Source organism: Streptococcus parasanguinis ATCC 15912, assembly GCF_000164675.2.
In the GTDB taxonomy this organism is placed as follows: Bacteria; Bacillota; Bacilli; order Lactobacillales; family Streptococcaceae; genus Streptococcus; species Streptococcus parasanguinis.
The window spans coordinates 1,688,190-1,705,313 of sequence record NC_015678.1; the positions used below are offsets into that span (position 1 = coordinate 1,688,190).

Below are 17,124 nucleotides of genomic sequence, written 5' to 3' on the forward strand. Positions count from 1 at the left end.
CGACTTTGTCCAAAGAGAGAGTGGGACAGAAATCGGTAATTCGTTAGAATTCGATTTCGTCGTCCCACCTCCGCACAGTTGAGTAGGGCTGTAAAAGCTGATGAAATCAGTGTAGTAGAGCCCACTCAACTACTGCGTCTTGCTCGACAATCCAAAAATTATTGAGAGGCTAGGACTTTTGTCCCAGCCTCTTTTTTGGCTCAAAGTCGCTATTTTTAACCCTGTCGCTGAAGCGTATGAATATTACTTTTTGGGGGATTTGAGTGTATTATCTGTCATTTTTCTTGTAAATCCGTCTATAATTTGCTATAATTGTGACTAATCGAATCAATCCTTTAATACTGTCCAGAGAGGCAGGCAAGGAGCTATGGAAATGAAAGGCCTGGGAAGACCAGCCTATATTTTGTGTATCTCCTTGTTGTGGGGGATTTTTTTGTATAGTTGAAAAGTGGTTTGATGAAAAAGAGAAATCGTCGATGATGGAGCATGAGCACTCCCTTATGATTCGGTCATCGAAGGTAGATGTTTTTATTCAGCCATAACTTGTTGCATCTTTAATTTAGGAGGTTTTTACGATCGTGAATAATGTAAAATATGATGTATCTGATATGCCAAAACCAGGCTTGCTGGTTGGTCTGTCTTTCCAGCATTTGTTTGCCATGTTTGGGGCGACAGTACTGGTACCAATTTTGGTTGGAATTGATCCTGCCATTGCCCTCTTCTCATCTGGTTTGGGAACCTTGGCTCACTTAACCGTGACCAAGTATAAGATTCCAGCCTACATGGGATCTAGTTTTGCTTATATTGCTGCTATGCAGATGTTGATGAAGACAGATGGAATCGCAGCAGTTGCCCAAGGTGCCATGGCGGGTGGTTTGGTCTACCTCTTGGTGGCCTTGATTGTCAAGTTTGCTGGGAATGCCTGGATTGATAAAGTACTTCCACCGATTGTAGTGGGCCCAATTATCATTGTGATCGGCTTGAGCCTTGCCTCAACAGCTGTGAGCGATGCGACCATGATCGATGGAAAATACAGCGGTACGAGCCTGCTTATTTCAATGGTCACTCTTTTTGCTGTTATTCTCTTTAATATGTATGGCAAGAAAATTATCGGAGTGATTCCTATTTTGCTAGGGTTGATCGTAGGTTACCTCTTCTCTCTTGTCTTAGGTCTGGTTACCGGCCAAGAGATTGTCCACTTTGCATCCGTTGCTTCAGCCAAATGGTTCCAAATTCCAAGCTTTGATATCCCATTTGTTAATTATGATTTTAAATTGTACCCAAGTGCCATTTTGACTATGGCTCCAATTGCTTTTGTGACGATGACAGAGCACTTTGGTCACGTGATGGTCTTGAATAGTCTGACAGGTCGAGATTTCTTCCAAGATCCTGGTTTGGACCATACTCTTACAGGAGATGGTTTGGCACAAATCATTGCAGGATTTTTCGGAGCTCCTCCGGTTACATCTTATGGTGAAAATATCGGGGTGATGGCCTTGAATAAGATCTATTCAGTATATGTCATCGCAGGTGCAGCAGTGATTGCGGTTGTCATGAGCTTTATTGGTAAAGTATCAGCTCTTTTGAATTCGATTCCGACCGCTGTTTTGGGTGGTATTTCGATCGCCCTCTTTGGAGTAATTGCGGCCAGCGGTTTGAAAATCTTAGTTGAAAACAAGATTAATTTTGATAATAAAAAGAATCTCTTGATTGCAAGTGTGATCCTAGTATCAGGAATCGGTGGTTTGGTTTTCCAAATTGGGGGACTTCAAATCACTGGTGTCGCAACGTCAACAATTCTTGGGATTGTGTTGTATCAAATCCTTCCAGAACCAAAAGTTGATGAGGCTTAGTCCATTCTGGTAGTGAACAAGTTTGAATGGATTCAAACATCATAAAAAACGAGGAACAAACTCTGATGGCAGAGCTGGTGTTCCTCGTTTTTTATGATGGATCGGATTTCCAAAGAGGTCTTCCTTCATTAGTTGACTGCGTTTCTTAAATGGTAATAATTGTTATCGTGGTGGAAGACCAAGGGCGATGCGCCCGTATCGGCTGATTCGTGTAATTTTCCAAGCGGGTGACCAGGTCACTTCGACCTTGACATCTTCGATCCCTTCGATCTCTTTTAGGCGAGCGACGATTTCGATCGGAAGGCTCTCAGCACAGCTACAAGCCGTATCGGTAAAGGTCATAACCACCTTGCAAGTGCCGGCTTCATCTAGATGGATCTCGTAGATCAGTCCCAGATTATAGACATCTAACTCAACATCGGTATCAAATACAAGCTCCAATTTTTCGATTAACGACTTCTCTAGTGCCAGGGCACGGTCATTGATTTTGATATCCTCTCTCATCGCAAGATCCTTTCAGTGTAGTATGGATTCCATTTTCTCATAATTCAGGCTATAAGGCAAGAAGAGAAAGAGGTTTTGAACGTGTCGAACGAAGGAAATTCAGTCCAGCCTCCATTTCTCTTCGAATTTGTGGTAAAATAGAGGCAAAAGTAAGACAAAGGATGAAGGCTATGAAATTACAAAAACCAAAAGGGACCCAGGATATCCTTCCTGGCGATTCAGCGAAATGGCAATATGTAGAAGGCTTTGCACGCAAGGTCTTTGCGCGATACCATTATGATGAAATCCGCACACCGATCTTCGAACATTATGAAGTCATCAGCCGTTCAGTAGGGGATACGACGGATATCGTTACCAAAGAAATGTATGACTTCTATGATAAGGGAGACCGTCATATCACGCTTCGTCCAGAAGGAACAGCTCCTGTTGTCCGCTCCTATGTAGAAAATAAACTCTTTGCGCCTGAGGTACAAAAACCAAGTAAGTTCTATTACATAGGCCCAATGTTCCGTTACGAACGTCCTCAAGCAGGTCGTTTGCGTCAATTCCACCAAATTGGGGTAGAATGCTTTGGATCGAGCAATCCTGCAACGGATGTCGAAACCATTGCCATGGCAGCGCAATTCCTGAAAGAATTAGGAATTGACAATGTGATCTTGCACTTGAACACCTTGGGAAGCCCTGCCAGTCGTCAGGCTTATCGTCAAGCCTTGATTGATTACCTCTTGCCAATGAAGGATCAATTGTCTAAGGACAGCCAACGTCGCTTAGAAGAAAATCCGCTTCGTGTCTTGGATTCAAAAGAAAAAGAAGACAAGGCGGCGGTTGAACAGGCTCCTTCCATCCTAGACTATCTTGATGAAGAAAGCCAAGCGCATTTTGATGCGGTTCGTCGGATGTTAGAAGACTTGGGGGTAGCCTATGTCATCGATACCAATATGGTGCGTGGCTTGGATTACTACAACCACACGATTTTTGAGTTCATTACAGAAATTGAAGGCAATGAATTGACAGTCTGTGCAGGTGGTCGCTATGATGGGTTGGTTGAATACTTCGGTGGCCCTGCGACAGCTGGTTTTGGATTTGGTATCGGTGTGGAACGGATCCTTCTCGTTCTTGAAAAGAAAGGCATTGAATTACCGATCGAAACAGGCCTAGATGCCTATATCGCTGTCCTAGGAGATGAGGTCAATGAAGCAGCGCTTAGCTTGGTTCAAGCCCTTCGAATCCAAGGTTTCAAGGCAGAACGTGATTACCTTGGACGCAAGCTCAAGGCACAATTTAAGTCAGCAGATGTCTTTGCGGCCAAAGCCTTAATTACCTTAGGAAGTAGTGAAGTTGAGAGTGGTCAAGTTACTGTGAAAAATAACCAAACTCGTCAAGAAGTAACGGTAGCTCTTGAAAGCTTGAAGAAAGACTTTCCATCTGTTTTAGCAGAGTTGGGATTGGCTTGATCAAATCTTTCAGACACCTGTAAAACAGATTCGCATGGGAGTAGGAGCAAAATCGTTGCACCTGCTCTCTTTTATCTAGCTTCTGTTTGCCGACCTTTGCCAAGATTTGGCGAAAAGCCGTTAAATTTTCTGACATTTATGATATAATGAGAAGACTACTAGTAAAGGAATGAATCAGTCATGACATTAGTTTACCAATCAACACGAGATGAAAAAAATACTGTAACAGCTAGTCAAGCCATCCTTCAAGGATTGGCGACAGATGGCGGTTTGTTTACCCCAGTCTCTTATCCTCAAGTAGAGCTGGATTTTGATACCCTCAAAGACGCTTCTTACCAAGAAGTGGCCAAGCTTGTTTTGTCAGCCTTTTTGGACGACTTTACAGCAGAAGAGTTGGACTACTGTATTTCTCATGCTTATGACAGCAAGTTTGATACTCCAGCTATTGCTCCTCTTGTCAAACTCGATGGGCAGTACAACTTGGAACTCTTCCATGGTTCCACCATTGCCTTTAAAGATATGGCTTTGTCGATCTTGCCTTACTTTATGACAACAGCAGCTAAAAAGCACGGTTTGGAAAATAAAATTGTCATCTTGACGGCGACTTCTGGAGATACAGGAAAAGCTGCTATGGCAGGTTTTGCCGATGTTCCAGGGACAGAGATCATTGTCTTTTATCCAAAAGATGGTGTCAGCAAGGTGCAAGAATTGCAAATGACGACTCAAACGGGGGACAATACCCATGTCATCGCGATCGATGGAAACTTTGACGATGCCCAAACCAATGTCAAACACATGTTCAATGATGTGGCGCTTCGTGAAAAATTAGCAACCAACAAGATGCAATTCTCATCAGCCAACTCTATGAACATTGGTCGTTTGGTGCCTCAGGTTGTCTATTACGTATACGCCTATGCGCAATTGGTGAAGACAGGCCAAATCACAGCGGGAGAAAAAGTCAACTTTACCGTCCCAACAGGAAACTTTGGAAATATCTTAGCAGCTTTCTATGCCAAACAAATCGGTCTTCCAGTTGGAAAATTGATCTGTGCGTCAAATGAAAACAATGTCTTGACAGACTTCTTCAAAACACATGTCTATGATAAGAAACGTGAGTTCAAGGTGACCACTAGCCCATCAATGGATATTTTAGTCTCTTCAAACTTGGAACGCTTGATTTTCCACTTGGTAGGCAATGATGCCACAAAGACCAAAGAATTGATGGAAAGCCTCGTTGCAACAGGTCAGTACCAATTGTCCAACTTTGATGCAGACATCTTAGATTTGTTTGCGGCTGCATACGCAGATGAAGCAGAAACTGCTGCAGAGATCAAGCGGGTTTATGAAGCGTCTGATTACATCGAAGACCCTCATACAGCCGTAGCATCAGCCGTTTATCAAAAATACCGGACCCAAACAGGGGATACTGCTAAAACAGTTATTGCCTCTACAGCAAGTCCTTACAAATTCCCAGTTGTAGCAGTAGAAGCGGTGACAGGCGAGACAGGTCTAGGCGATTTCGAAGCCTTGGCTAAATTACACACACTCTCAGGTGTTCCTGTGCCACCGGCTGTAGACGGCCTTGAAACTGCACCGGTTCGCCATCGTACAAGCGTGGCAGCCAAAGACATGCAAGCAGCCGTAGAAGACTACTTGGGACTTTAATTCTCTGTATTAGAAAGATCAAAAGAGCCGTTTGGCTCTTTTATATACTCATGAATTCGTACAAAAAAATCTTAAACATCGCCCTTCCTGCCATGGGTGAAAATTTCTTACAAATGCTGATGGGCATGGTGGATTCTTATTTAGTGGCTCACCTGGGCTTGATTGCCATTTCAGGTGTTTCCGTCGCAGGGAATATCATCACGATCTATCAAGCCATCTTTTTGGCACTGGGTGCGGCAGTTGCCAGTGTCATGTCCAAAAGCTTGGGCGAAAAAAATCAAGAAACCATTGCCTACCATGCGACAGAGTCACTGAAGGTGACCTTATTGTTGAGTGCTCTCTTAGGAGGGGCTTCGCTGTTATTTGGACGCCAGATGATTTCGCTGTTGGGGACTGAAGCTGCAGTAGCCGAAAGCGGGGGGATTTACCTTTCCTTGGTCGGCGGGACCATTGTTCTCTTAGGATTGATGATGACCTTGGGCTCCTTGGTTCGGGTGGCCAACAATCCACGTCTTCCTATGTATGTGAGCCTGTTGACCAATCTATTAAATGCTCTGTTCTCCTCTGTGGCCATTTTCCTTTTTGGCTGGGGCATTGTCGGCGCGGCTTTGGGGACGGTGCTGGCCCGTCTGGTGGGCGTCCTCCTCTTGTGGCAAAAGGTTCGTCTGCCCTTTGCACCCCTTCGTTGGGGATTGGATCGTAAGCTCTTGAACTTAGCACTTCCAGCTGCCGGAGAGCGCTTGATGATGCGGGCTGGAGATGTGGTGATTATCGCGATCGTGGTCGCCTTTGGAACCGAGGCAGTCGCAGGAAATGCCATCGGAGAGACCTTGACCCAGTTTAACTACATGCCGGTGTTTGGAGTGGCCACAGCGACGGTCATGCTCGTAGCACGGAGCCTGGGTGAAGGTGATCTTGAGCAGCTTCACCGCCTTCGAAAGCAGTCTTACTGCTTGTCCTTTGTGTTGATGTTGCCCATTGCTCTGGGAGTTTTTTGGGGGGGCACTCTTCTGACCCATCTCTACACACAGGATGTGAAAGCGGTAGAAGCTAGCCTATCGGTTGTCCTCTTTTCTTTGTTGGGAACACCATTTACAGCAGGAACGGTCATCTATACAGCTGTTTGGCAAGGCTTGGGAAATGGGAAACTTCCATTTTATGCAACGACGATTGGCATGTGGGTCATTCGAATTGGAGCCGGTTATCTGCTTGGAGTAACCCTTGGCTTTGGCCTTCCAGGGGTCTGGACGGGGACCTTGCTAGACAATGGCTTTCGTTGGCTATTTTTGAGTCAGCTATATAGACGAACAGTAGGAGAGGAGAAAAAATGACAAAACGAGCCTTTATTTGGGATTTGGATGGGACCTTGCTGGATTCCTATGATGCTATTTTAGCAGGTCTTGAGGAAACCTATGCAACTTATCAGCTTCCGTTTGACCGAGCGAGGATCAAAGACTACATCTTGAAACATTCGGTTCAAGATCTTTTAGTAGCGGTGGCGGAGGAGCATCATCTGGATGTGACGGACTTAAATCATCGCCGAGCTGAAAGTCTAGCAGAGAAAAATGCCCAGGTCCTTCTGATGGATGGGGCGCCTGATGTCCTAGCCTGGGGACAAGTAGCTGGAATTGAGCAGTTTGTCTATACCCATAAGGGAGAGAATGCCTTTGTCATCCTACGGGACTTGGGCCTGGAATCTTTTTTTACAGAGATTTTGACCAGTCAAAGTGGTTTTGCCCGCAAGCCTGACCCAGAAGCTGCCATGTATCTGATGGAGAAGTACGGGTTGGAGCCAGAAAATACCTACTATATTGGGGATCGGAGCCTGGATATTGACTTTGCAAGAAATAGCCAGATTCAGAGTATCAATTTCTTGACGTCTGACTATCAAGGCAATCATCAGATGAACACCTTACTAGATATCCCAGGTATTTTAAACGCTGAAAAGAATCTGTAAAGAATTTGTTTTCATTTTGAAATAAAGTCGTAAGCTTTCTTTAAGAAATGTCCGCTATAATAGAATCATAAACAAAGACCTCCTAACTTTGTTTAGAAAAATCCTAAAACTTTTCTTTTTCATAATAATCTCCCTAAGAGTCGCCAAATCAGGCGGCTTTTTTTGTGTAAAAAAACAGTGCAAGCTCTTTTCCTTGCAAGAGGATATGAAATATTTTATAATTGATTAGTCAATTATTGATTTATCAAAAATAATACGGAGAAGGAATATGGCAGAAATAAATGATTTGCTCTACCAACTACGTTTGGCAGATCAATCAACTACGCAACTTTTTGAAAAGCGCCTAGGGATTAGCTTAACGCGTTATCAAATTTTGCAGGATTTATTAGAACAAGCGCCTTGCAATCAGATCGCGGTTCAGGAACGCTTGCAGATTGATCCAGCGGCCTTAACCCGGCATTTCAAAATATTGGAAAAGGAAGGGTTTGTCCATCGGAGTCGAAATCCAAAAAACCAGCGGGAAATCTTAATTCATTTGACGGATACGGCCTATAATCGTTTGGTCAAACATCCCCCTCGCCATCATGTGGCGGTGAAAGAACAGATGAGTCGGATTTTGACTGCTCAAGAACAAGAGCAATTTTCTTACCTGCTGGACAAATTAGTATCTGGCATTGAACAAATAACAGTCGAATAAAAAGGAGAATCTACGATGTCATTACTGACGATTATTTTAGCAAGTCTTGCTGCACTGGAGCATTTATATATTTTTTATTTGGAGAGCATCAGAACCACATCTGATACCACAAGTCGGGTTTTCAACATGGATAAAGAAGAACTCGTCCGCCCATCTGTGACCTCTTTATTTAAGAATCAAGGAATATACAATGCCTTGATTGGTGTCTTCCTCTTGTATGGATTGTTTGTCTCTAAAAATAGTGAAGTTGTTACGATTTTTGTGCTCTTTATTATTGGAGCAGCGGCCTACGGTGCGATGACAGCCAATAAAAAGATTATCTTGACCCAAGGCGGTCCTGCAATTTTAGCTTTGTTGAGTATCCTATTTTTGGGATAAAAAGGACGTGCCGATAGGAATCTTTGAGCTGATTTTATTAAATTAGTGTAGAAAAAAGTATAAAAAAAGACTAAAAATTTTATTGACTTTCGAAAAAAAAGGGTTATAATGGTAGCAACAGAAAAGTAATGAGTCGGCTATTTTCAGGGAGCTTGTGGGAATTGTGAACAAGCAATAGCGACTGATGAAAATTGGACTGTTATGATCAATGAATTCTAACCCATGTGAATTCGGTTGGCACCCCTTACCGTGCAACTCCTTGATAGAGGAGATAGAGATGTAGGGAAAGACCAGCTAATTTTCCCTATAAAAGAGGTGGCACCGCGGACACTACGCCCTCACACAGTTTTTGTGTGAGGGCTTTTCTATGTGCCTTAGCAAGCAAAGCGAGCTTAGGCACATTGATCCCAAAGCGCAAACAGAGCGATGGGATAACCTTGATCGCCTTAGCAAGCGAAGTAGGGTGCGGTTGAATTCCTTAGAATAAAAGAGTTCTAGAAGAGAGGTTTCTGATATGAAAAAAGTTTTATCTGCTGATGTGTTGAGTCCAATTTTGGCTTATATGCGATTGGATGCGCCCCATAAAATGATCTTGGAGTCGATCCCTCGTGAAAAAGAGAATGCGCGTTTTTCAATTGTAGCCTATCGGCCGGTCAGTGAAGTCAAGTTTGAAAATGGCGTCCTCTATAACAATGATCAAATTGTTGAAGAGGATCCTTTGGACTTTTTGAATCGCATCACGGTCAAAAGGAAAACTTCAGAAGAGCTTCCTTTTAACGGTGGGGCAATTGGATTTGTCGGCTATGACTTGATTGGCCTCTATGAGAACATTGGTTCCATTCCGGAAGATACGATCGGCACACCTGATCTCCACTTTTTCTTATATGAAAGCTATGTGATTTTTGATCACAAAAAGGAAAAGGTCTATGTGGTGGAAGAGAACCTCTATAGTGGACGGAGTGAAGCAGAGCAAGCGTCGAGCTTGGAGCAAGTATTAGCGCAATTGGCAAGACCTGCAAAAGAAGAGTTTCAGGACAAGGACCTGCATGCGCTTCATTTCCACAATCATTTGGAGCAAAAAGAGTTTGAGGAAATGGTGGCCCTAGCGCGGGACTATATTCGAAAAGGAGATATGTTCCAATGCGTGCTCAGTCAACGTTTTTCAGCTGATTTTTCAGGTAAACCATTGGATTATTACCGCAATTTGCGCGTGACCAACCCTTCGAATTATCTCTACTTTTATGATTTTGGGGAGTACCAAATTATCGGTGCCAGTCCAGAAAGTCTGGTGTCGGTCAAGGATCGAGTGGTGACGACCAATCCCATTGCTGGCACACGTCCCAGAGGGATCGATGAAGAGGCTGATCGGCAATTGGCAGCTGATTTGGCAGGGGATCCAAAAGAAGTCGCAGAGCACCGGATGTTGGTGGATCTAGGGCGAAACGATATTGGGCGTATCGCTCAAAATGGGTCAGTTGAAGTGACCAAATATATGGAAGTGGAATTCTTTCGTTATGTGATGCACCTGACGAGTGTGGTCAAGGGGCAATTACTTCCTGGACTAGCCTCCATTGAGGCTCTGAAGGCGACTCTTCCAGCTGGGACCGTTTCGGGTGCTCCCAAGATTCGAGCCATGAAGCGGATCTATGAAGCAGAAAAAGAGAAACGCGGGGTCTATGCAGGTGCTATTGGCTATCTCTCTGTGACGGGGGATCTCGATTTTGCTATTGCGATTCGAACCATGATCCTCAAAAATAAGAAGGCTTATGTGCAGGCAGGAGCAGGAATCGTTTATGATTCGATCGCTGAAAATGAATACCAAGAAACCGTCAATAAGGCAAAATCAATGACAAGGATTGGAGAAGAAGGATGATTTTATTAGTCGATAATTACGATTCATTTACCTACAATTTAGCACAGTATATCGGAAAATTTGATGAGGTCCAGGTGCTTCGAAATGATGATCCGGATTTGTACCAAGTTGCCCAAGAAGCAGATGCCTTGGTCTTTTCTCCAGGTCCAGGTTGGCCAAAGGACGCGGGCAAGATGGAGGAGATGATCCGAGATTTCGCAGGGGTCAAACCAATCTTGGGGATTTGCTTGGGGCATCAAGCGATTGCGGAAGTTTTTGGAGGGCGCTTGGGATTGGCACCACAGGTCATGCATGGCAAACAAAGCCAGATCCAGCTAGAAGCTCCCTCTCCGCTATACGCGGGTGTCGCAAAAGAAGTCCCAGTTATGCGCTACCATTCGCTGACGATTGAAGACATGCCAGAGGATTTTGTCATTACCTCTCGAACGACGGATGATCAAGCGATTATGGGAATTCAACACCGTAGCTTACCGATTTATGGTTTTCAATACCATCCAGAAAGTATCGGGACGCCAGATGGGCTCAAGACCATCGAAAATTTTGTCAAACTAGTCAAGGAGCGGAAGATGAAACAAGTGCTTGCAAAAGTAGCGGAAGGAATGGATCTAACCAGTGCAGAGTTAGAGGCTGCTATGGAGGAAGTCGTTGCTGGTCGTGCTTCAGAAGCACAGGTGACGGCCCTTCTTCTAGGCCTCAAAATGAAGGGGGAAACGGTTGAAGAGCGGACGGCTATTGCAAAAGTGATGCAGGCCTATGCAGTCGCTATTCCTACAGAAGTTCAAGGAGCAATGGACAATTGTGGAACGGGGGGCGATCGTTCTTATAGTTTCAATATTTCAACAACAGCTGCCTTCGTCCTTGCTGGTGGTGGCATCAAGATGGCGAAACACGGAAATCGTTCGATCTCTTCTAAATCTGGTTCTGCGGATGTGCTAGAAGCGCTAGGGATTAACCTTGATTTGGGTCCAAAAGACTTGGGACGAGTGTTTGAAAAGGCGGGAATTGTCTTCCTATTTGCCAAAAATCTACATCCTGGCATGCGCTATATTATGCCCGCTCGCTTGGCATTAGGGGTTCCAACGGTGATGAACTTAACCGGTCCTCTTATCAATCCGATTCCTCTAGAAACCCAGCTATTGGGAACCAGTCGTCCGGATATGCTGGAAAGTACGGCAGAGATTCTAAAGAATTTAGGTCGAAAACGCGCAGTGGTAGTGAGTGGTCCACAAGGTTTGGATGAGGCAGGCCTTGATGGAGAAACCCAGCTGGCTATTCTGGAAAATGGACAGGTTACCTTATCTAGCTTTCAACCAGAAGATATAGGAATGGAGCGCATCGAAATTGATCAAGTACGTGGTGGAGACGCCAAACGCAATGCGGAAATTTTGCTCAGTGTCTTGAAGAATGAAGCAAGTCCCTTCTTAGAGGTGACTGTCTTGAATGCTGGCCTTGGTTTTTATGCCAACGGCAAGGTAGATTCTATCAAGGAGGGGATTGCCTTGGCACGTGAAGTGATTGCCAGTGGGGCTGCCCTTGAGAAATTGAGATTATTACAGGAGTATCAAAAATGAGTCAAGAATTCTTGCCAAAGATTCTAAAGGAAAAGGCGCGTGAAGTGGCTGAGATGAAAGAAGAGGAACTCCAACCTTTGCGCGAGACCTACCGCCTGTATGATTACCTAAAGAGTCATCCAGAAAAGCTTCAGGTCATTGCGGAAGTGAAAAAGGCTAGCCCGAGTCTGGGAGATATTCATGTCGATGTGGATATCGTCGCGCAGGCTAAGACTTACGAAGAAAATGGGGCCGTGATGATTTCTGTCTTGACTGATGAAGTGTTTTTCAAGGGCAGTATCGAGTATCTCCGGGAAATATCTAGTCAAGTACGTATCCCCACCCTCAACAAAGATTTCATTGTGGATGAAAAGCAAGTGATTCGGGCGCGAAACGCAGGGGCGACCGTGATCTTGTTGATTGTTGCAGCCTTATCAGAGACTCGTCTGCAAGAGCTCTATGAGTTTGCGACCCATCTTGGCCTGGAGGTCTTGGTGGAGACCCATAATCTGACAGAACTAGAGGTAGCTCACCGGATTGGTGCTCAGATCATCGGGGTGAATAATCGCAACTTGGTGACCTTTGAGACTGATCTTCATACTAGCCTAGAATTGGCGACCAATTTTGAACAAGAACCGGTTTACATCTCGGAGTCTGCTATTTTCGCAGCAGCAGATGCGCGCATGCTGGCTCCTTATTTTAGTGGCATTCTCGTTGGGACAGCCCTCATGAAGGCAGACAATGTGGCTGAAAAAGTAAAGGAGTTGCAGATTGACAAAGGTTAAAATTTGCGGATTGTCCACTCCGGAAGCCGTCCAGACCGCTATTGAAGCCGGTGCGGACTACATTGGTTTTGTCTTTGCACCAAGCAAACGGCAAGTCACGTTGGAGCAAGCTCGGCAGTTGGCTACAGGCATTCCAAAGGGAGTTCAAAAAGTCGGTGTTTTTGTATCCCCACAAAGAGAAGAAGTGGAGCAAGCTTGCCAAGTTGTGGGCTTGGACCTGATACAATTGCATGGACCGATGGATGAAACCATCTTGCAAGACCTTCCCCAACAAACGATTCGCGCTGTTCAAGTGGGGAAAGATGCAGTTCTTCCTGAGACCAGTGCCGATTATCTGCTCTTTGATGCTCCTGTAGCAGGAAGTGGGCAGACCTTTGACTGGCAAAAGCTCGAAACCCAAAACTTTACAAAGCCCTTCTTTATTGCAGGGGGCTTGACAGTAGATAATGTAGCAGATGCTATTCGCTTCTTTCATCCTTATGCGGTGGATGTATCCAGTGGGGTCGAGACAAATGGAATAAAAGATCAAGAAAAGATAAAACGATTTATAGAAAGGGTCAAGCATGGCATATAAACAACCAGATAAAAACGGATTTTACGGGCGGTTCGGGGGACGATTTGTCCCTGAAACCTTGATGACAGCAGTTTTAGAATTAGAAGAAGCCTATAGAGAAAGTCAAGCAGATCCTTCTTTTCAAGCAGAATTGGATCAGCTTCTGAAACAATATGTCGGTCGGGAAACACCGCTCTATTACGCTAAGAATCTAACCAAGTATGTTGGTGGAGCCAAGATTTTTCTTAAAAGAGAAGACCTCAACCACACAGGGGCTCATAAAATTAATAATGCCCTAGGACAGGTTTTATTGGCACATCGGATGGGCAAAAAGAAGATCATCGCAGAAACAGGGGCTGGACAGCACGGTGTTGCAACTGCAACGGCTGCTGCTTTATTTGATATGGAATGCACCATCTACATGGGGGAAGAAGATGTCAAACGCCAAGCCCTCAATGTCTTTCGGATGGAATTGTTGGGCGCCAAGGTTCAATCAGTAACAGATGGGTCGCGTGTCCTCAAGGATGCGGTCAATGCTGCTCTTAGAGCTTGGGTAGCAAATGTGGAGGATACCCACTATATCATGGGATCTGCTCTAGGACCTCACCCATTCCCAGAGATTGTCCGTGATTTTCAAAGTGTCATCGGTAGAGAAGCCAAACGCCAATTTGCAGAGCAAAATGACGGGGCGCTGCCAGATGCCGTCCTAGCCTGTGTAGGAGGTGGATCGAACGCTATTGGGCTCTTTTATCCTTTTGTTGAGGATACATCTGTTGCCATGTATGGGGCAGAAGCTGCTGGGCTTGGAGTGGATACAGACCAGCATGCAGCAACCTTGACCAAGGGACGTCCGGGAGTCCTTCACGGCGCCTTGATGGATGTTTTACAGGATGCCCATGGACAGATTTTAGAAGCCTTTTCGATTTCAGCAGGTCTCGATTATCCTGGGATTGGGCCAGAGCATTCTTATTTCCATGACATCAAGCGGGCAACCTATGTGCCTGTGACAGACAAAGAAGCCCTAGAAGCCTTTCAATTGCTTTCGAAAGTAGAAGGAATCATTCCAGCTCTGGAATCGAGCCATGCTATCGCCTATGCGGTGAAATTGGCTAAGGAGATGGGGCCTGAAAAATCCATGATCGTTTGCTTATCAGGTCGTGGGGACAAAGATGTGGTACAAGTCAAAGACCGCCTAGAACAAGAGAGAGGAGAGTAAGATGGGAAAGACCTTAACAGATCATTTACAAAAGTTGAAAGACCAGCAGCAAGGGATCTTTGTTCCTTATATTATGGCAGGAGATCATGAAAAAGGCTTGGCAGGTTTGCAGGAAACCATCCAATTTTTAGAGGGGCTTGGTGTCTCAGCGATTGAGGTTGGCATTCCTTTTTCGGATCCGGTGGCAGATGGTCCTGTGATTGAAGAGGCAGGATTACGCAGTTTAGCCCATGGGACGACGACAGAGGAACTGGTGCAAACGATCCAGCGTCTGGAGACAAGTGTTCCTTTGGTCATCATGACCTATTTCAATCCCTTGTTCCAATATGGTCTAGAAAACTTTTTTAGAGATGTAGAAGGAACAGCAGTCAAAGGAGTGATTATTCCCGATCTTCCTCATGAGCATGCGGATCTGGTAGAGCCTCTATTAGCGGATAAAGACATCGCCTTGGTGCCACTAGTGAGCTTAACCACAGGAATCGAGCGCCAAAAGAAATTGATCCAAGATGCAGAAGGATTTATCTATGCCGTTGCTGTCAATGGAGTGACGGGGAAAGCTGGTAGCTATCGAGATGATTTGGATCACCACTTGGCCCAATTACACGAAATAGCATCCATTCCTGTTTTAACAGGTTTTGGAGTTTCCAGCATGGAGGATGTTCACCGTTTCAACAAGGTCTCAGATGGGGTTATTGTGGGGTCTAAAATCGTTAAGGCTCTCCACCAAGGGGAGACAGACGCCATCGCTCGTTTTATTTCTCAAGCAGTGAAGGGCTAGAAGGTTCATTCCATTCATCATCAGCTTGATTCTCCTAGATCAAGCTCTTTGTCTACTATTTTAAACATTCCCCTCGTTTGTCTTTACAAACGAGGCTTTCTCGTTACAATAGAGGTAGTAACAAGAAAAGAGGAGAAGAGAATGATAAGCCCTGAAGAGATTGATCAAGTTGTCCAGTCAGGTCCTTTTGAACCAAGCTGGGACTCTCTTAGCCATCAAGTCTGTCCAGATTGGTATCGAGATGCCAAATTTGGAATATTTATCCACTGGGGCGTCTACAGTGTACCTGCCTTTGGTTCGGAATGGTATTCGCGAAATATGTATATCCAAGGGAATCCTTGCTATGACTATCATCGAGAGCATTTTGGAGACCAGGCCAGCTTTGGCTATAAGGATCTCATTCCTCTTTTTACAGCCGATCGCTTTGATCCGGCATCTTGGCTGGATCTCTTTCAAAAAGCGGGAGCCCAGTATCTTTTTCCAGTTGCGGAGCACCACGATGGTTTTCAGATGTATGCCTCTACTCTCTCGCCTTATAATAGCTTAGAAATGGGGCCGAGACGAGATGTCTTAGGAGAGCTGAGGAAGGAAACAGAAAAACGTGGCCTGCACTTCTGTACGTCCTCTCACCGGGCAGAACACCAGTTTTTCTTTTCACATGGCAAGGAATTCACTAGTGACATTCCGCAAGAAGTCCCAAGAGACAGCCTTTATTGGCCAGCAGAGCCAGAGCCCAAGGATCATTTTGATCTGACTTCCAAGCCTTATCCAAGCAAAGAATTCTTGGAAGACTGGCTTTTGCGAACCTGTGAACTGGTGCGGGACTACCAACCAGAGCTCCTATATTTTGACTGGTGGATCCAGCATGAGAGTTTCCGTCCCTACTTGATGCGCTTTTTGGCTTATTATTACAATCTAGCAGCACAAGAGGATCACAAGGTGGCTGTTTGTTACAAACAGGACGCCCTCCCTTTTGGTTCAGGAATCGTTGAGATGGAGCGGGGAGGATACGGAGAGATGCAAGTCTTTCCGTGGCAAATGGATACCGCGATCGCCCGTAATTCTTGGTGTTATACCCAGGATCTAGCCTATAAGACCAGTAAGGAATTGCTGCAAAATTTAGTTGATGTTGTGGCCAAAAATGGCAATCTTCTGCTCAATATTGGACCCAAGGCAGATGGCACGATCCCTGAGCAAGACCAAGACATCCTCACAGAGATCGGAGACTGGCTGGCGGTAAATGGAGAAGCCATTTATCAGAGTCGGCCTTGGCGGGTGTCATCAGACGGACCGACCGAGGCCCAGGAAGGTTCCTTCTCAGATGGGCAAGCGCCACTCTATACTAGCCAAGATTTCCGCTATACCATGCGTGATGGCTTTCTTTATGCTATCCAGCTGGAACCAAGTGGAAGGACGGAAGGGTTGACCTTGCCGTCTCTCGCCTATGATCTCAAGCAACCGAGAATTCTTCATGCGCGCATTCAAAAGCTAGAGCTCCTTGGAGAAAGCCAGCCCCTTTCTTGGAGCCAAGATGAGACAGGGCTCCATCTTCAGTTACCAGCTTGTAGCAAAAAACAACCGCGTGTTTTGCGCCTCAGCTTTTAGTTTTCTTGAAGCTTTCTATAAGGAATTGTTTAGGTTTCTCTTGTATACTGTACTCATTCAATAAGAAATGAGGTACAGAAAATGAAAATCTCAGTTAATTATCCAAAACGCTTTAAGAAATTGCCACAACAAGGTTCTTGTTACGGCGAATAAACACTTCTCTTCATTTTTCATAAGAAACTCCTAAAGAAGGCTCTACCCGGAAGGGTAGAGTTTTTATGTACCAGAGACCTTGTGATTCGTGGTATAATAGGCC

Annotated in this window: 15 protein-coding genes and 1 pseudogene; 15 read left to right on the forward strand and 1 reads right to left on the reverse strand. The window is 45.0% G+C overall.

The features are described 5' to 3' along the window. Positions 1-578: 578 nt before the first annotated feature. Positions 579-1,853 (forward strand): uracil-xanthine permease family protein, encoded by a 1,275-nt coding sequence (locus HMPREF0833_RS07785; RefSeq protein ID WP_013904436.1) that lies wholly within the window; start codon positions 579-581, stop codon positions 1,851-1,853. A gap of 162 nt (positions 1,854-2,015) precedes the next feature. Here HMPREF0833_RS07785 and HMPREF0833_RS07790 read toward each other — a convergent pair whose 3' ends face one another. Further along, positions 2,016-2,357 carry a metal-sulfur cluster assembly factor gene (locus HMPREF0833_RS07790; protein WP_013904437.1) on the reverse strand — a complete coding sequence of 114 codons (342 nt, stop codon included), beginning with the start codon at positions 2,355-2,357 and terminating at the stop codon, positions 2,016-2,018. A gap of 170 nt (positions 2,358-2,527) precedes the next feature. Here HMPREF0833_RS07790 and hisS point away from each other — a divergent pair, with 170 nt between their 5' ends. From hisS to HMPREF0833_RS07855, 14 genes and pseudogenes are all read left to right on the forward strand, one after another. After that, positions 2,528-3,811: a histidine--tRNA ligase gene (gene hisS, locus HMPREF0833_RS07795; protein WP_041818402.1), complete on the forward strand. Its 1,284-nt coding sequence runs from the start codon at positions 2,528-2,530 to the stop codon at positions 3,809-3,811. 180 nt (positions 3,812-3,991) lie between these two features. After that, positions 3,992-5,476: a threonine synthase gene (gene thrC, locus HMPREF0833_RS07800; protein ID WP_013904439.1), complete on the forward strand. Its 1,485-nt coding sequence runs from the start codon at positions 3,992-3,994 to the stop codon at positions 5,474-5,476. Positions 5,477-5,526: 50 nt separating this feature from the next. Continuing rightward, the gene (locus HMPREF0833_RS07805; RefSeq protein WP_013904440.1) at positions 5,527-6,807 is read left to right on the forward strand and encodes an MATE family efflux transporter; all 1,281 of its coding nucleotides are present in this window, start codon (positions 5,527-5,529) and stop codon (positions 6,805-6,807) included. After that, positions 6,804-7,433 carry an HAD-IA family hydrolase gene (locus HMPREF0833_RS07810; RefSeq protein ID WP_013904441.1) on the forward strand — a complete coding sequence of 210 codons (630 nt, stop codon included), beginning with the start codon at positions 6,804-6,806 and terminating at the stop codon, positions 7,431-7,433. Before HMPREF0833_RS07805 ends, HMPREF0833_RS07810 begins: the two co-directional genes overlap by 4 nt. A gap of 268 nt (positions 7,434-7,701) precedes the next feature. Beyond that, complete coding sequence (locus HMPREF0833_RS07815) at positions 7,702-8,130, forward strand: MarR family winged helix-turn-helix transcriptional regulator (RefSeq protein WP_003009542.1); 429 nt, start codon at positions 7,702-7,704, stop codon at positions 8,128-8,130. Between the two features lie 15 nt (positions 8,131-8,145). After that, positions 8,146-8,508, forward strand: coding sequence for a DUF1304 domain-containing protein (locus HMPREF0833_RS07820; RefSeq protein ID WP_013904442.1), 363 nt, complete (start codon positions 8,146-8,148; stop codon positions 8,506-8,508). A 514-nt stretch (positions 8,509-9,022) separates the two neighbouring features. Next, a complete protein-coding gene (trpE, locus tag HMPREF0833_RS07825) occupies positions 9,023-10,381 on the forward strand; it encodes an anthranilate synthase component I (RefSeq protein ID WP_013904443.1) in 1,359 nt (452 codons plus the stop codon). Next, positions 10,378-10,938, forward strand: a pseudogene (locus HMPREF0833_RS11060) (aminodeoxychorismate/anthranilate synthase component II); the annotation flags it as partial. The gene trpE and the pseudogene HMPREF0833_RS11060, both read left to right, overlap by 4 nt. Before the next feature lie 9 nt (positions 10,939-10,947). After that, positions 10,948-11,952, forward strand: coding sequence for an anthranilate phosphoribosyltransferase (trpD, locus tag HMPREF0833_RS11065; protein WP_041818513.1), 1,005 nt, complete (start codon positions 10,948-10,950; stop codon positions 11,950-11,952). Next, positions 11,949-12,716, forward strand: a complete 768-nt coding sequence (gene trpC / locus HMPREF0833_RS07835; RefSeq protein WP_013904445.1) for an indole-3-glycerol phosphate synthase TrpC — start codon at positions 11,949-11,951, stop codon at positions 12,714-12,716. The genes trpD and trpC overlap by 4 nt, the downstream gene beginning before the upstream one ends. Then, positions 12,703-13,290 (forward strand): phosphoribosylanthranilate isomerase, encoded by a 588-nt coding sequence (locus HMPREF0833_RS07840; RefSeq protein ID WP_013904446.1) that lies wholly within the window; start codon positions 12,703-12,705, stop codon positions 13,288-13,290. The genes trpC and HMPREF0833_RS07840 overlap by 14 nt, the downstream gene beginning before the upstream one ends. Next, positions 13,280-14,485: a tryptophan synthase subunit beta gene (gene trpB, locus HMPREF0833_RS07845; RefSeq protein WP_013904447.1), complete on the forward strand. Its 1,206-nt coding sequence runs from the start codon at positions 13,280-13,282 to the stop codon at positions 14,483-14,485. Before HMPREF0833_RS07840 ends, trpB begins: the two co-directional genes overlap by 11 nt. 1 nt (position 14,486) lies before the next feature. Next, complete coding sequence (gene trpA / locus HMPREF0833_RS07850) at positions 14,487-15,263, forward strand: tryptophan synthase subunit alpha (RefSeq protein ID WP_013904448.1); 777 nt, start codon at positions 14,487-14,489, stop codon at positions 15,261-15,263. Between the two features lie 141 nt (positions 15,264-15,404). Beyond that, complete coding sequence (locus HMPREF0833_RS07855; protein ID WP_013904449.1) at positions 15,405-16,868, forward strand: alpha-L-fucosidase; 1,464 nt, start codon at positions 15,405-15,407, stop codon at positions 16,866-16,868. Positions 16,869-17,124: the final 256 nt, after the last annotated feature.

What these genes read in the sequence shown, in the direction of transcription:
- HMPREF0833_RS07790 (WP_013904437.1), bottom strand. Translation starts at nt 2,357, where the DNA reads ATGAGAGAGGATATCAAAATCAATGACCGTGCCCTGGCACTAGAGAAG.
- hisS (WP_041818402.1), top strand. Translation starts at nt 2,528, where the DNA reads ATGAAATTACAAAAACCAAAAGGGACCCAGGATATCCTTCCTGGCGAT.
- thrC (WP_013904439.1), top strand. Translation starts at nt 3,992, where the DNA reads ATGACATTAGTTTACCAATCAACACGAGATGAAAAAAATACTGTAACA.
- HMPREF0833_RS07805 (WP_013904440.1), top strand. Translation starts at nt 5,527, where the DNA reads ATGAATTCGTACAAAAAAATCTTAAACATCGCCCTTCCTGCCATGGGT.
- HMPREF0833_RS07810 (WP_013904441.1), top strand. Translation starts at nt 6,804, where the DNA reads ATGACAAAACGAGCCTTTATTTGGGATTTGGATGGGACCTTGCTGGAT.
- HMPREF0833_RS07815 (WP_003009542.1), top strand. Translation starts at nt 7,702, where the DNA reads ATGGCAGAAATAAATGATTTGCTCTACCAACTACGTTTGGCAGATCAA.
- HMPREF0833_RS07820 (WP_013904442.1), top strand. Translation starts at nt 8,146, where the DNA reads ATGTCATTACTGACGATTATTTTAGCAAGTCTTGCTGCACTGGAGCAT.
- trpE (WP_013904443.1), top strand. Translation starts at nt 9,023, where the DNA reads ATGAAAAAAGTTTTATCTGCTGATGTGTTGAGTCCAATTTTGGCTTAT.
- trpD (WP_041818513.1), top strand. Translation starts at nt 10,948, where the DNA reads ATGAAACAAGTGCTTGCAAAAGTAGCGGAAGGAATGGATCTAACCAGT.
- trpC (WP_013904445.1), top strand. Translation starts at nt 11,949, where the DNA reads ATGAGTCAAGAATTCTTGCCAAAGATTCTAAAGGAAAAGGCGCGTGAA.
- trpB (WP_013904447.1), top strand. Translation starts at nt 13,280, where the DNA reads ATGGCATATAAACAACCAGATAAAAACGGATTTTACGGGCGGTTCGGG.
- trpA (WP_013904448.1), top strand. Translation starts at nt 14,487, where the DNA reads ATGGGAAAGACCTTAACAGATCATTTACAAAAGTTGAAAGACCAGCAG.
- HMPREF0833_RS07855 (WP_013904449.1), top strand. Translation starts at nt 15,405, where the DNA reads ATGATAAGCCCTGAAGAGATTGATCAAGTTGTCCAGTCAGGTCCTTTT.